The sequence below is a fragment of the Rathayibacter sp. AY1B5 genome, from assembly GCF_002932795.1.
Taxonomy (GTDB): domain Bacteria; phylum Actinomycetota; class Actinomycetes; order Actinomycetales; family Microbacteriaceae; genus Rathayibacter.
Window position 1 is genome coordinate 24,301 of the sequence record NZ_PSWM01000005.1, and the last position, 14,727, is coordinate 39,027.

The following is a 14,727-nucleotide window of genomic DNA, read 5'->3' on the forward strand; positions in this document are numbered from 1 at the left end:
CCGCGGTCGGGGCGGCGTTCGGGGGCGGTCAGCTCGGCAGGAGCACCGCCAGATCGTCCGGGAGCGGGCGCCCGGCCGCGCGGCGCTCGTCGGCGAAGCGGCCGGCCATCGCGCGCAGCTCGGCGTCGCTGCGCTCCTCCAGCCCGGCGACCGCCGCGAGCGGGATGCCGAGGAAGACGAGCTTGAGCACCCCGTGCCGCCAGGCGTGCGCGTCGAGGTGGCGGCGGGCGAAGGACCCCATCGCCACGGCGACGAGCCGGGTGTCGTTGGCGCGCAGGGCGTCGGCGGTCAGCTCGAGGCCGGCGAGGGTCGTCGCCGGTCCCGGGTCGCCGAGGGCGTTCAGCCCGGCCAGCACTCCGCGGCGCTCGGCGCCGTCCCCGCCCCGGTAGAGGCGGAGGAGGAGAGCGGCCAGGTCGTCGTCGCCGAGCGCCTGCGCGGCGGCCTGCACCAGGGAGGCGCGGGCCGCGTCGTCGTGCGTGCCGTGGACGAGGCCGTGCGGGTCCTCGGCGGGCCGGAGCGGCTCGCGCCCGGCCTCGCGGCCCGCCGCGGGGAAGAAGCGCTCGATCCGCGACGGGCGCTCGAGGACGGCGGTGCGGGCGGCCGCGGTCCACGGATGCTCGGCGTGCGTCGAGGCGCCGCCGAGCGCCTCCTCCATCGCCGCGAGGCTCGCCACGGCCAGGCGGGGCGCGTCGTGCGAGTGCCGGGGCAGCTCGACGGCGGCGATCCCGCGGTAGCCGATCTCGGCGAGGGTCGCGAAGGCGGCCGCGAGGTCGAGCGATCCGGTGCCGAGCTCGAGGTGCTCGTGCCGCTCCGGGAGCATGTCGTCGACCTGCACGTTCAGCAGCAGGTCCCCGGCGCTGCGGAGGGCTCCGACCACGCCGTCCGGCTCGACCACGACGCAGTGGCCGAGGTCGACCGTCAGCCCGACCGACTCCGGATCGCCGAGCTCGCGGCGCAGCAGGAGCGCGTCGGCCACCGTCTCCACCAGCATCCCCGGCTCGGGCTCGACGGCCAGGCGCACGCCGCGGCGCTCGGCCGTCGCGACGACGCCGCGCATCCGCTCCACGAGCAGCCTCCAGGCCGCCGCCGCATCGGCGCCCGCCGGGACGACCCCCGACCAGAGGGAGACGGCGTCGGCGCCCAGCAGGGCGGCGATCTCGATCGCCCGCTCGAGGAAGCGGACCCGGGGGCCCGCCTCCTCGTCGACCAGCGTGGGGCGGTGCTTCGCGAACGGGTCGAGCAAGTAGCGCGCGCCCGTCTCGACGACCACGCGCAGGCCCAGCTCGTCGAGCCGCGACCGGAGCGCCAGCGTCCGCTCGCGCCAGTCGGCTGCGAAGGGATCCAGGTGCGGGTGCCCGAGGGTGAGCGCGACGGCGCGGTACCCCGCGGCGTGGATCACCGTGAGCGCGTCGTCGAGCGCGTGGTCGGCGAAGCCGTTGGTGCCGTAGCCGAGGACGGGTCCGGTGGCGCTCATGTGATGTCCGCCGTCCGCGGGCGGCGGAGCAGGAGGGAGCCGAGCGCGTCGAGCGCGAGCAGCGCCGCCCCCAGCTCCGGCCGCTTCAGGCCGGCGAGCGCGGCCTGCAGCGGGATCATCCCCCTGATGCCCGCGCGGGTGGCCGTCCGCGCGGCCGCTGCCGTCGGCGTCCGCACGGCCTGCAGCTGCGCGGTGAGCACGAGCAGGAGCCAGCGCCCGAGGCCGGCAGCGACGACCGCGGCGGGGGCGGCCCCGCGCTCGGCCAGGGCGCCGGCCGCGGTGGACAGCGCGATCGCCGCGGTGCCGGTCGAGACCGCTCCCGCCGCGACCGGAGTGGTGCCGTGCACCTCGCCGCGCGAGAGCACGGTGACGCCGAGCGTGTGCGCGGCCACGGCGGCGGAGGCGGGGCCCGCCGCGCGCACGCCGTCGACGCCCGCGCCGAGCAGCACGTCGAGACCGCGGCAGGCCGCCATCACGACCGGGCCCAGCGGAGTCGGCTTCGCGAGCAGGTCGTACGACCAGATCCCCGCGGCCAGCGGCAGCGAGAGCGCGAGCGAGCGCCGCCCGTCCACGACGGCCGCGACGGCGATCCCCGCCGCGGTCAGCGCGGCCGCCGTGCCCAGCGCCGCCGAGCGCCGGATGCGCCCCGAGGGGATGGGCCGCTCGGGCCGCTCCCGCGCGTCGAGCTCGGCGTCCGCGTAGTCGTTGAGCGCCATGCCCGCCGAGTAGAGCAGCGCCGAGGACAGCGGGAGCGCGAGAGTGCGCACCCCGACTCCGCGGTCCGCCCAGGCTCCGCCCGCGACGGTGTCGCCGATCACGGTCAGCGCGGCCTTCGCGCGGACGAGCTCGAGGTAGTCGCGCAGCTCAGCCATCGCTCCGCGTCCCGCTCGTCACCGGGGTGCGGCGCTCGGCGACGAGGGCGCCGGTGCGGGCGGACCAGGCCACCAGCTCCGCGGTCTGCTCGGCGAAGCCGTGCACGTCGCTGCCCCACGGGTCCTTGAAGAAGAAGCCGAGCTCGCCGACCGGGCCCGACACGCCGGCCTCGTCCGCGAGCGCCAGCAGGCGGGCGAGGTCGAGGATCAGCGGCGCCGCGAGGGCCGAGTCGTACGCCGACCAGATCGTCTGCACCGTGATCCGCGAGCCGAGGAAGCCCTCGGCGTGCACGTGGTCCCACGCCGTCTTGACGTCGCCGAGGTCCGGCACGTTGTCGATGTGCAGCGGAGTGACGACGTCGTCGCCGAGGAGGCTGCGGAGACCGCGGTTCTTCGAGACGAGCTTCGAGCGCACCGCCTCCGGGTCGGCGAGGGTCTGCCCGTCGCCGCCGCCGAGGAGGTTCGCGCCCGCCCACGAGAGCACGCGCATCCCGCGCGCCGTGAACATCGGAGCGAGCACGCTGCGGAGCAGGGTCTCACCCGTCTTGCCGTCCTGGCCGGCGATCGGGATCCCGGCCTCGGCGGCCCACTCCTCCAGGGCCGGCAGAGCCAGCGCGGTCGACGGGGTGAAGCAGGCGTAGGCCGCGCCCGCGACGACGGCCGAGAGGGCGGCGATCGAGCTCGGCGGCAGGAGGCGCTCGCCCGGGCGCGCGAGGGCGGCCCGCAGGGCGGCGAGGTCGTGGAACTCCGGTCGGTCGGCCGGCAGCACCTCGGTCGAGGCGACGTCGATCACGACGACCCGGGCCAGGCCGTGGCGCTCGCGGAAGGCGACGATGTCGGCGGCCCTGCGGTCGATCTCCTCCTGCTGCGACGCGGCGTCGGCGGGGGCGAGGCGGATCTCGGCGTCGGTCGCGTCGATCCGGTCGGCCACCTCGGCGACGACCGAGGTCGGGAACATGCCGCCGGCCGCGAGGCCCGTGGCCTTCTCGAGCAGCGGAGTCGGCGAGACGTCGTGGCCGCCGACGACGATGTCGGCGAACCCGGCGAGCGGGACGTCCTCGAAGGCGGGGGTCGCGGTGGCGCAGCCCGAGCTGGGCGCGGCTCCGGCGGCGATGGCGTGCAGGCCCACGGCGGCCGTGGTGGCGACGCTGCCCCGGGCTCCGATCAGCCAGAGGCCGATGCGCCCGCTCGATCGGGGGGCGCCTGTGGTGGTGGTGTCGGACGAGGTCATCGTTCTCTCCTGTCTGGAAGGGCTTGCTGGGCGGCGATCGCGGGAGCGCACCCGGGCGATCGGAGTGGGGAGGGGCCTCGGCGGGGCACGGGGCGCGCCGCCGGATGGCCGTCTTGCGCACGACCCGCAAGGGGGGCCCGCTGAGATTGCGCGACCGTGCGACGCCTGGTTTCCTCAGGTGTGCTGTCCCCCGAACCCGTCTTCCGGGCCGAGAGAAGGAGCTGAGCGTGGCCGAGCGCGCGGGTACCGCGACCGGCGACATGCTGAGGCTGTTCGCCGACGGTCGACCGCGCACCCGCGCCGAGCTGGTGGAGGAGACCGGCCTCGCGCGGACCGCGGTGATGACGCGACTGGACCTCTTCTTCGAGCTCGGCCTGATCGCGCACCTCGACCGCGCGCCCTCGACCGGCGGACGCCCCTCCGCCCGCCTCGTCTTCGACCCGGCCGTCCGCTCGCTCCTGGCCATCGACCTGGGTGCGGCGCACTCGACCATCGCGCTGACCGACTTCGACGGCCGCATCATCGCGGAGCGCCGCGAGGAGCTCGACATCGCGCAGGGGCCCGTGGCGGTGCTCGGCCACGCGCTCGACGTCTGCGACGGGATTCTCGCCGCGGCCGGAGTCGACAGCTCCGCGCTCGCAGGCATCGGGGTCGGCGTGCCCGGCCCGGTGGAGCACGCGAGCGGCCGCCCGGTGCGCCCGCCGATCATGCCCGGCTGGGACGGCTTCGACATCCCCGCGTTCGTGCGACGGCGCTACGACACCACGGTGCTCGTCGACAACGACGTGAACCTGCTGGCTCTCGGCGAGCGGGCCTCGCGCTTCCCGCACGCCCTCGACCTGCTGTTCGTGAAGGTCGGCACCGGCATCGGCGCGGGCATCGTCTCGTCCGGGCTGCTCCAGCGCGGAGCGCTCGGCTCCGCCGGCGACCTCGGCCACGTCCAGGTGCCGCGCACGGCCCCCGCCGCGGCGGGCGGTCAGGAGGGCGACCTCGAGGCGGTCGCGGGCGGCTCCGCTCTGGCCGCCGGGCTGGCCCGGGCGGGCCGCGACGTGCAGTCCGTGCGCGAGCTGATCGACCTGCTGAAGGCGCGCGATCCCGAGGCCGTCGAGGCGGCGCGGATCGCGGGCCTCCAGCTCGGCGAGGTGCTGGCCACCTGCGTGAGCCTGCTGAATCCGTCCGTCATCGTGCTGGGCGGCGCGGTCGCCCTCGCCAGTCCGGAGATCCTGACGGCCGTGCGCTCGGTGATCGACGAGCGCTCCCTCCCTCTCGCGACGCAGCGGCTCGACGTGGTGACCGCCGAGCTGGGCGGCAGCGGAGGCGTGCGCGGTGCGGCGCTGATGCTCCGCGGGCACCTGCTCAGTCCCGCCGTGGTGGACGGCTTCCTCGAGCAGCTGCGCGCCGAGGGACGGGTGGTCCGCTAGCGCCGGACGAGCGGGAGTGGTGTGCGATCCGCAGGGGATCCGGCGTGCGGCGGGCGCGCGGCGGGCGGGAGAGGGCCACGACGGCGCGATCCCCTGCAGAGCGCACCGGCCGCACCCGGTCAGGAGCGGACCTCCGCGCGGTCGGCGTCCTCCGGCTGGGCGCCGAGAGCGGCGGCGACGGCGGCGTCGATGCGCGCCTGCTCCCCCGCGGCCCGGCGGCGGCGGCGGACGACGGTCAGCACGAGGAGCCCGATGAGCAGGGCCAGGAGGAGCACGGCGCTCCACGGCACGGCCGCGGCGGAGGTCTCGGCGGTGGCGACCGGCACGTCGGGGACGACGACGGCGGAGTCGGCCTGGGCGGCCTGGTCGGCGGTGACCACGGTGCCCGAGAGCGCGGCGCGGGCGGTCGCGACGAAGAGCGGCCAGACGCCGGCGACGGTCACGGTGCGCGAGACGGAGGTGCCGGGGAGGAGCTCGGGCAGCGGCTCCGGGTCGGTGGCGGACACCGGCGCGAGGCCGAAGAGGCCGGCGACGCTGATCTCGGCGCCCGGCGCGATGCGGGTGTTGCCCGCGTTGGTGACGGTGTAGTCGACGGTCGCGGAGCCGGGGGCGAAGGGGTTCCAGCCGCCGTCGTACGAGACGGCGAGGCCGTCGATCGACAGGCGCGGGGCGAGCTCGCCGCCGACGCGGAGGTACATGCGCGAGCCCAGGCGCCGGTCGACCGAGACTCCGGTCTCGCCCTGCACCAGGATCGAGGAGACGACGCCCGCGGCGTAGTCGCCCGGGGTCACGTCGTCGGGGACGACGACGTCGAACGGGACCTGCACGCTCTCGCCGGCGGGCACGGTGACCTCGGGCTCGGGGAACGCGATCCAGCTGCCGAGCTGCGTCGAGGGGTCCGCGGCGGGGAGCAGGTCGAGCTGGCCGGCCTCGGTGATGAAGCCGTCGGAGCCGTAGACGCGGAAGGTCTGCTCCTCGTCGTCGTAGTTGGAGACGATCAGGGCGTCGCTGAGGCGGCCGCCGGGATCGAGGGCGTACGCGTAGTTCGGCCGGTCGCTGCCCTGCTCGGTGTCGGCGGGGCGCACCCCCCAGGTGACCGGCGTGGAGGCGGGGTCCGCCTCCTGGGCACTCGCCTGAGCCGAGAGGCCGCCGGCTGCGAGGAGCGTCATCAGCAGCAGGGCGGCGGTGGTGCGGGAGGTGCGTGGCATGAGCGGCATCGATCAGGCTTCCGTTGCAAGGGGGGATGCCTCCCCGCGAGACGCCACTGCGGTCGCGGCCCGACGAGCGGGGCGGACCGGAGCGGCGTCTCGCGGGGAGACGGGGGAGGGTGGGGCGGCCCGGAGGCCGCCCCACCGGTGCTAGCCGAGCGCGGTGAGCGTCAGCGTCGCGGTGTAGGTGCCGGTTCCGACCGAGAGCGGGAGCTTCAGGTCGAGGTCGGCGCCCAGGACCGAGGATCCGGTCGGGTGCTGCGCCGCGGCGGAGCCGAGGACGCGGGGCGTGGCGAGGCCGTTGCCCGAGTCGAACCCGGAGGGCACGGCCGCGCCGGCGACGGCACCGCCCGTGTTCTCCAGGACCTCGGGGGTCCAGCCGAGGTGCTTGCCCGAGAACGTCTTCTCGCCGGAGCGGAAGTCGCTCAGCTGGCCGGTGACCGACCAGGCCGGGCCGTTGAGGCGGGTGTCGGTCACGCGGACCGGCACGAGCTCACCGGAGGCCTCGAAGTGGTCGCCGACCTCTTCGGCGACCCCGAGGTTCACCAGGTTGCTGGTGCCCTCGAGCGTCCAGGTCAGCTCGCCCTTGCCGGGCTCGGGGACGATGACCGCCACGGCCTGGTCGCCGGCCGCCGCAGCGCCCGCCGCCGTTCCCGTGAAGGTGCCGTCGACGCCGGCGGCGGTGTTGCCCGCGCCGAAGTTGACCGCCGGCGCGTTGTCGGCGAGCGCGATGCGTCCGCCGACCGTCGAGCCCGCGAGCTGGACGTTGCCGGAGTTGCCCGAGAGCGTGAGGTCCCCGCCCACCGTGTTGCCGAGGGCCGCGGCCGAGCCGTCCTCGTTCGCGCCCAGGAGGACGCCGCGCGAGGAGCCGGTGACCGAGAGTGAGCCGCCGACGATCGCGCCCTGCACGTTCACGCCGAAGTCGCTGTCGGCGAAGACGGCGTCGCCGCCCACGCTCGTGCGGTCCACGTCGACGTAGTTCGCCGCCGCGGTGCTCACGCCGCCCTCGACCGAGAGGTCGCTGAACTCGACGTCGATCCCGCCGGCCTCCACCATGCCGCCGACCGTGAGGTCCCGCAGGTAGAGGAAGCCGTTGCGGCTGCCCTCCGAGAACGACACGACGTCTCCGGCGACGCTGGTGCCGTCGATCGAGATGCCGTAGGCGTCGGTGCCGATGACGTCGCCGCCGATGGTCGCCGAGGTGGCGTCCAGCCAGGCGTCGTCGCCGACGATGACGTTGCCGGTGACGGTCACGTTGCCCAGCACGCAGGTCTGACCCGCGGCGACGTTGAGGTCGCCGGTGATCGTCTGGTTGCCGAGCTCGGTGGTGCAGTCCGTCGTCGCCGCGAAGGCGGACGGCGCGGCGACCATCGCGAGGGAGGCGGCCGCGAGGACCGCCGTGGGCGTCTTCCACTTCATGGGGGTTCTCCTCGGTGCGCTCGTGCGCGTCGTGCTGGTGGTGGTGCTGTCGGTGCGGCGCGCGCGGCGCGGGGTGCGCTCAGCCACGGAGCGCAGCGATCGCGGAGTAGCTGCGGGAAGCGGCCTCGAGGGAGTTCCCCGTGCTCGGCGGCGTCGCCAGCGTGGGAGCGGTGTCCTGCTCCCAGACGCCGAAGCGCTGGCCGCGGTCGCGCAGCTCCGAGAGGAACGCCTGGTAGGGCAGGTTGCCCGCACCGAACTCGACGATGTCGTAGCCGTTGGTGTTGGCGTTGTTCGTCTTGCCGTCCTTGAGGTGCAGGATCGGGTAGCGGCGCGGGTTGCGCTTGATGTAATCGAGCGGCTCGAAGCCCGGGTAGAGCTTCTTGCCGACGTACGCCCAGTAGACGTCCATCTCGAGGTACACGTGGCGCGGGTCGGTGTTGTCGTAGAACAGGTCGTACAGGCGGGACGACGGGTCGTCCGTGGCGAAGCCGAACTCGCCCGCGTGGTTGTGCTGGTAGAGCTTCATGCCCGCGGCCGAGACCTGCTGGCCCCAGCGGTTCCACTCCTCCGCCGCGGCGAGGTAGCCCGCCTTGGTGTTGACGTTGGTGGGCGCGTTGCCGGTGCCGAGGTGCGGCGTGCCGAGGATCTGCGCGATCTCGATCTGCTTGCCCAGCTCCGAGCGGAGGAGGTTGGTGCCGACGTGCGAGCCGACGGCGCGGAGGCCGTTGTCGTCCAGCAGCTGGCGGATCTGCTGCGGCGTGATCGCTCCGACGTTGCCCTGGGTGTACCCGGCGAACTCGATCTCGCTGTAGCCGATGCGGCCGAGCTCCTCGAAGACGGCCCGGAAGCCGAGCGAGGAGACCTTGTCGCGGACGCTGAAGAGCTGGATGCCGATGCGGTTGATCGGGACCAGGCGCGTGGATCCGGACGAGGGCGCGGGTGCGGCCCCGGCGGGTGCCGCGAGGGCTCCCGCTCCGACGCCGACCGCGACCGTCGAGGCGGCCAGGGCCGTCATCAGCGAGCGTCGGCTCATCGGCTTGGCCGTGATGGATGCGTGGTGGTGGTGCATCATTTCTCCTTCGAAATGGCAGGTGGTGCGGGGGGTGGGGGGCCGGCCGGCCCGGTCGAGCCGGCCGGCCCCTGTGCGCGAGGGCTACTGCTGGACGGTGAGGTTCAGCAGTGCCGACGCGGCGTTGGTGTCCGCCGTGGCGGTGTGGGTGACGGTCAGCTTGTAGCTGCCCGCCGCGAGCTTCGGGAGCGTCACCACGACGTGCCCGTTCTCGTCGAGGGTCCCGGTGAGCATCGCGACGGTGGAGAGGTTCCTCTTCACCATCACGCTCACCTGACCGGTGCCGGCGACACCCGTCGAGGACTTCGCGTCGACCGTGACCTGCGCGCTGGCGCCCGGCTTGACCGGGTTGGGCGAGACGGTCGCGGTGAGCTCCGAGGCGGCCTTCGAGACGATCAGGCGGGCGGTGCCCTCCGAGGCCTTGAAGGTGGCGTCCGAGCCGTACGCCGCACGGAAGGTGTGGGTGCCGGCGCCGAGGGTCTTCGGCAGGGCGAAGGTCGCCGTGCCGTCCTTCAGCGTCGCGCGGCCCAGCTCGGTGCCGCCCTCGTAGAGGACGACCTCTCCGCCGGGGTTCCCACCCTGACCGGTGACCGTGACGGTCGCCTCGCCCGGTGCCCCGAAGGTCACGCGGGGAGCCGAGAGCGCCACGGTGGTGGTCGACGCAGCGGTCGGGGCGTTCGCCGCGGCCAGGTCGATCGTGAACGTCACCGTGCCGACCGCCGAGACGTTGCCGCCCGTGTCGGTGGCGCGGTACTGGATCGTCCGGGCGCCGTTCGTGGTGAACGGAACCGAGTACGCGCCGTTGACGGCGCGGACGGTGGTCCACGTCGTTCCGTTGTCGGCGGAGTACTGCACGGTCGAGATCGCACCGTTGTCCGCGGCGGCGAGGCCGAGGGTGACGGGCTTGTTGTAGACGCCGCCGACGCCCGCAGGCGCTGCCGGGTCGAGGGTCGCGGTGACGGTCGGAGCCGTCTTGTCACCGGCACCCGCACCCTGGAAGGTGAGGGAGTCGAGCGACAGGCCGCTGGGCGAGGTCACGTAGAGCGAGCCGGTGCCGCGGGGCAGGTTCGTGCCGAAGGGGACGAGGACGTCCTTCCAGCCGGCTCCGGCGGGGATCGTCGCCGTTCCGAAGGGCGCTGCGTCGGCAGCGTTCCAGCGGAGGTCGACGGTGCCCTCACCGGTGGCGCGGACCACGACGCCGGTCAGGTTGGCGAAGTTCACCGGGTCCCAGCGCAGGAAGGATCCCGCACCGAGTCCGCTGACGGCGTTGCCGCCGCTGGCGGTGGTGTCCGCGTAGGGCAGGACGCCCTCACGGGCGGCGTGCTCCGCCTCCTGCGTCTTCGGGTTCAGCCGCAGGGTCGCCTCGGCCGCAGCCGGGGGCAGGCCGTTGAAGCCGCCGTCCGTGTAGGTCACGACGACGGTGCCGTACAGCAGCGCGCCGGGGCCGTGCTCGGGCGAGTCCTTGGACGTCGGGAACGCTCCCTTGGCACCGGTGCCGGTGACCTCGGGGTGGGCGTGCTCGTCGTGGCCGAGGCCGTAGGTCCAGCCCACGCGGCTGCTGACGATCTGGTCGCCGTCCTCAGCGTCCTTGCCGGTCACCTGGTAGGGGATCGCGTCGCCCCAGTTGAAGAACGCGCCGTTGCCGGGCGTCTGGATCTGGATCTGCGGTGCCTGGTTGCCGACCGAGATGACCCGCGAGGTCAGGCTGAACTTGCCCTTGGCGTCGGTGACGCGCAGACGGGCCGTGAACTGTCCGAGCTCGGTGTAGGTCTTCTTGACGGTCACTCCGGTGGCGTCGAAGGTGCCGTTGCCGTCGAAGTCCCAGTCGTAGGTCAGTGCGTCGCCCTCGGGATCGGTCGATCCCTTGGCGTCGAACGTGACCTCGAGCGGGGTCTGCGAGGCGGACAGGGGGGTCGCGGTGAAGCGGGCCTGCGGCGCCTTGTTGCCCTCGGCGTAGTCGATCCGGTAGAGGCCCGCGTCGGGGTTGGCGCGGAAGAATCCGTCGCCGTACTCGATCACGTACATCGACCCGTCGGGGCCGAACTCCATGTCCATCGGGTTGTCGTGGATCGGCTGAGCGGCCTGGCTGAGCGCCGCGTTGGGGAGGAAGTCCTCGATGTGCGTGACCGCGCGCTGCTCATCGAGCGTGAACGCCGCGATGTAGTCCTGCGAGAACTCGCCGAAGAAGGTCTTCTTGTCCCAGTACTCCGGGAACTTCGACGTGGAGGTGTTGTCCGCGTCGTAGTGGTAGACCGGTCCGCCCATGGGTCCCTGGCCGGTGCTGGTGCCGAAGTTGACGAGCTCGTCGAACGGCTGGTCGCCGGGGTTGTCGCCGTAGTAGAGGGTCGCCGCCTTGGCGTCCGGGATGTCGACGAGGCCGGTGTTCCAGCGCGAGTTGTTCTTCAGGTTCTCCGGGTCGAAGAAGCCGCGGGGCGTCGCCGTCTCGAAGTTCCACTCGTTGTACGGCGCGTTGGGTCCGTGGACGTAGGGCCAGCCGGAGTTGTGCGGCTCGTCCAGTCCGGTCGCGTTCCACTCCACGAAGCCCATCGGGCCGCGGACGCCGTCGGCCGCAGCGGCCTTCGTGGCGTCGGGGCCGTAGTCGCCCCAGGAGAGGGTGTTCGTCTCGGCGTCCACGTCGATCTTGAACGGGTTCCGGACGCCCATCACGAAGATCTCGGGGCGGGTCTTCTCGGTTCCCACCGGGAAGAGGTTGCCCTCGGGGATCGTGTACGAGCCGTCCTCCTGCACGGTGATCCGGAGGATCTTGCCGCGGAGGTCGTTCGTGTTGCCGGCGCCGCGGCGCGAGTCGAAGCCCGGGTTCATGCGGGGCGCGTCGTTGTTCGGCGCGAAACCCGCGGCACCCGGCGCGCTCGCCGGCGTGTTGTCACCGGTGGAGAGGTACAGGTTGCCGTCGGCGTCCCAGTCGAAGTCGGCGCCCACGTGGCAGCACTGCCCGCGCTGGGTCTCGATGTCGATGATCTTCTGCTCGCTCGCGAGGTCGAGGCCCGACCCGGTCCACTTGAACCGGGAGAGGCGGTTGATGCCCTTCCACTGGTCCCAGTAGCTGTCGGTCGCGCCCTCGGGCAGCATGTTCGGGGCCGCACCGGTCGGCGTGTTCCCGGGGGGTGCGTAGACCAGGTAGACCCAGTTGTTCTCCGCGAAGTCGGGGTCGATGCCGACGGACTGCAGCCCGTCCTCCGAGTTCTGGTACACGGGGATCGTGTTGACCACGCGCGTGGTGCCGGTCTTGGGGTCGGTGTGGCGGATCTCGCCGTTCCGAGCGGTGTGGAGCACCGACTTGTCCGGGAGGACAGCCAGGTCGAGGGGCTCGCCGACGTTCTTCGTCAGCAGGACCTTCTCGTAGTTGGTCCAGTCGAGTGCGGCTGCGCCGCCCTCGGAACCGTGGTCCACTCCGTCGTGGGCCGAGGCGGGCAGGCCGAGGGCGGTGAGTCCGGAGACCGTCACCATCCCGGCGATGCCGAGTGCGAGAAGACGCCTGATGCTTCTTCTCGAGGATCGCTTACCATTCATGCGTGATGTGATTCCTTCAATGAGGTGTTCATCGCAGAGGCCGGGTCCGTCGCTGTCCGCACGACTGAGCGGATCCGGTCTCCTCCTGTCCGGCCCTGGGGCCGGTGTCTTGCACTCCTCCTCCTCTCGCGGATGCCGGTGGCGCTGCGCTGCGGGTCGTCAGTGATCCCGGAGCGGCGCCGAGGTGGGGGCCGGCGCGGGGTGGTTCCCGCGCCGACCCGGGCTGGTGGGGTCGATCAGGACTCGAAGGCCGAGGGGAGGTACTCGGAGACGTTGTCCTTGGTGACGACCGGCGCGAAGAGCTGGATCTGGCGCGGGACGCCGAGCGAGCTGGTGTCCGCCATCGACTTGTTCTGCTCGACGAGGCGGGCGAGCTTGATGCCGTCCGCGGCCTGGGTCGAGGGGTAGACGACCGTGGCCTTGACGACGGAGTCGTCGGCCTCGATCGCGCGCATCACGTTGGCCGAGCCGGCGCCGCCGACGAAGAGGAACTCGTCGCGACCGGCGGTGTCGATCGCCGCGAGGACGCCGACGCCCTGGTCGTCGTCGTGGTTCCAGATGGCGTCGATCTTCGGCGCGGCCTGGAGGAGGTTGGCCGCGGCCTGCTCTCCGCCCTGGACGGTGAAGTCGGCGGCGACGCGGTTGTCGACGTCGAGTCCGCAGCCGTCGAGCGCGTCGGCGAAGCCCTGGCTGCGCTCCTGCGTCAGAGGGAGGGAGTCGATGCCGGCGATCTCGGCGACGACGGCGTCGGGGTTGTCGCCGAGCTCCTCGCAGATGTAGGTGCCGGCGCTGACGCCCATGCCGTAGTTGTCGCCGAGGATGGTCGACCGGGCGGCGAAGGGGCTGGAGAACTCGCGGTCGACGTTGATGACCGTGATGCCCGCGTCCATCGCCTGGGTGGCGACCTGCGTGAGCGCGGCCCCGTCGATCGGCAGCAGCACGATCGCGTCGACTCCGTCGTTGATGAAGGTCTCGACCTGGCTGATCTGGAGGTTGACGTCGTTCGTCCCCTCCGCGGTGCGGAGCTCCACGTCGTCGTACTTCTCGGCCTCGGCGATGGCGGCGCGGCTGACCGCGCCCATCCAGCCGTGGTCGGCGGCGGGAGCGGTGAAGCCGATGACGACGTTGTCGCCGGAGGCGTCGTTGTCCGAGGCGGCCACGGCGGCGGCGGTCCCGCCGGAGGCGGCGTTGCCGGTCTCGACCGGGGCGTTCGAGATGCAGCCGGTGAGCATCAGCGCGACCGCGCCGAAGGCGACGCCGGCCGAGCCGAGTCGGGCGGTGCGGGAGAGGCGGCTGCGGGTGGAGGGGCGTGCGGGCATGGAAGTGATCTCCTTCGATCGATCCGAGGGGTCCGAGGGCACACGTGTCCTGCGGAGAGGTGACCTGAGTGGTCGGGTGGGTTGCTGTGTGTGGAGGAGCGGGGCCGGAGCCCCGGGGTCAGGACTTCCTGCCGCGGGCGGCGAACCGCTGCTGCAGCAGGACGGCGGCGACGATGATCGCGCCCTTCGCGACGGCCTGAGTCGAGGTCGACATGTTGTTCTGCGTGAACACGTTGGTCAGGGTCGTGAAGATGAGGACGCCGAACACGGTGCCGACGATGGTGCCGCGGCCGCCGGCCAGCAGCGTGCCTCCGACGACGACCGCCGCGATGGCGTCGAGCTCGTAGAGGAGGCCGTTGGTCGAGCTGCCGGCGGTGGTGCGGGCGAGCATCATGACGGCGGCGATGCCGGCGGTGAGCCCGGCGAGGCCGTAGACGTACATGGTGTGGCGGCGGACCTTGATGCCGGCGAGACGGGCCGCCTCCGGGTTGCCGCCGACCGCGATGGTGCGGCGTCCGAAGGTGGTGCGGTTGAGCAGGATCCAGCCGGCGACGGCGACGACCACGAAGATCAGCACGAGCACCGGGATGCCGAGCACGTCGGCGCGGAAGAAGTCGAGGAACGGCGTGACCGTGACGACCTGCGTCTGGCGGTTCGAGATCAGCTCGGCGAAGCCGCGGGCGGCGACGAGCATCGCCAGGGTGGCCATGAAGGCGACGACCCGGCCGTAGGCGATCAGCGCGCCGTTGATCAGGCCGCAGACGAGGCCGACGACGACCGCGGTGAGCACGATCACCAGCCAGGAGGTGTTGGCCGCGTAGTACTGGGTCGAGACCGTGCTCGCCCAGACCGTCGCGAGCCCCATCACGGAGCCGACCGAGAGGTCGATGCCGCCGGAGGTGATGACGAAGGTCATGCCGATGCTCAGCACGCCGATGACGGCGGCGAGGCGGAGGATCGTGAGCACGTTGTCGACGCTGGCGAAGCGCTCCCCCGCGGTCGCGAATCCGACGATGCAGAGGATCACCAGCGCGAGCAGCAGCCCGACGTTGCGGCCGAGGGAGCCCTGCATGAGGCGGGCGACCCCGGAGCGGGAGTCCTTGGTCGGGACGCCCCCGGAGGCGCCTCCGGTCGCGGCCGACGCGTGACGGGCGGCGTCCTCCTGCGGACCGCCGATCGACGG

Annotated in this window: 10 protein-coding genes; 1 reads left to right on the forward strand and 9 read right to left on the reverse strand. The window is 73.1% G+C overall.

Annotation, left to right across the window (positions count from 1 at the left end; translation table 11 throughout):
- Positions 1 to 28: 28 nt before the first annotated feature.
- From C5D44_RS18390 to C5D44_RS04975, 3 genes are read right to left on the reverse strand one after another with little or no spacing between them, the layout of a single operon-like run.
- A complete protein-coding gene (locus C5D44_RS18390; protein ID WP_104281029.1) occupies positions 29 to 1,474 on the reverse strand; it encodes an EboA domain-containing protein in 1,446 nt (481 codons plus the stop codon).
- A complete protein-coding gene (locus C5D44_RS04970) occupies positions 1,471 to 2,346 on the reverse strand; it encodes an SCO3242 family prenyltransferase (protein ID WP_219815324.1) in 876 nt (291 codons plus the stop codon). Before C5D44_RS04970 ends, C5D44_RS18390 begins: the two co-directional genes overlap by 4 nt.
- Positions 2,339 to 3,577, reverse strand: a complete 1,239-nt coding sequence (locus C5D44_RS04975; protein WP_104275879.1) for an inositol-3-phosphate synthase — start codon at positions 3,575 to 3,577, stop codon at positions 2,339 to 2,341. The genes C5D44_RS04970 and C5D44_RS04975 overlap by 8 nt, the downstream gene beginning before the upstream one ends.
- A 227-nt stretch (positions 3,578 to 3,804) precedes the next feature.
- On the opposite strand from C5D44_RS04975, the gene C5D44_RS04980 reads away from it, so the two are divergent.
- Complete coding sequence (locus C5D44_RS04980) at positions 3,805 to 4,998, forward strand: ROK family protein (RefSeq protein ID WP_258065011.1); 1,194 nt, start codon at positions 3,805 to 3,807, stop codon at positions 4,996 to 4,998.
- A gap of 119 nt (positions 4,999 to 5,117) precedes the next feature.
- Here C5D44_RS04980 and C5D44_RS04985 read toward each other — a convergent pair whose 3' ends face one another.
- The 6 genes from C5D44_RS04985 to C5D44_RS05010 form a co-directional block, all read right to left on the reverse strand.
- Entirely contained in the window at positions 5,118 to 6,206 is a 1,089-nt protein-coding gene (locus tag C5D44_RS04985; RefSeq protein WP_146087976.1) for a hypothetical protein, read from the reverse strand.
- A 150-nt stretch (positions 6,207 to 6,356) separates the two neighbouring features.
- Complete coding sequence (locus C5D44_RS04990; RefSeq protein WP_104275882.1) at positions 6,357 to 7,625, reverse strand: hypothetical protein; 1,269 nt, start codon at positions 7,623 to 7,625, stop codon at positions 6,357 to 6,359.
- 79 nt (positions 7,626 to 7,704) lie between these two features.
- Positions 7,705 to 8,694 carry a sugar phosphate isomerase/epimerase gene (locus C5D44_RS04995; RefSeq protein WP_219812815.1) on the reverse strand — a complete coding sequence of 330 codons (990 nt, stop codon included), beginning with the start codon at positions 8,692 to 8,694 and terminating at the stop codon, positions 7,705 to 7,707.
- 84 nt (positions 8,695 to 8,778) lie between these two features.
- Positions 8,779 to 12,225 carry a PQQ-dependent sugar dehydrogenase gene (locus tag C5D44_RS05000; protein WP_146087977.1) on the reverse strand — a complete coding sequence of 1,149 codons (3,447 nt, stop codon included), beginning with the start codon at positions 12,223 to 12,225 and terminating at the stop codon, positions 8,779 to 8,781.
- Positions 12,226 to 12,461: 236 nt separating this feature from the next.
- Positions 12,462 to 13,544: a substrate-binding domain-containing protein gene (locus C5D44_RS05005; RefSeq protein WP_104275884.1), complete on the reverse strand. Its 1,083-nt coding sequence runs from the start codon at positions 13,542 to 13,544 to the stop codon at positions 12,462 to 12,464.
- A gap of 118 nt (positions 13,545 to 13,662) precedes the next feature.
- Complete coding sequence (locus tag C5D44_RS05010; protein ID WP_068256795.1) at positions 13,663 to 14,616, reverse strand: ABC transporter permease; 954 nt, start codon at positions 14,614 to 14,616, stop codon at positions 13,663 to 13,665.
- Between the last annotated feature and the right edge of the window lie 111 nt (positions 14,617 to 14,727).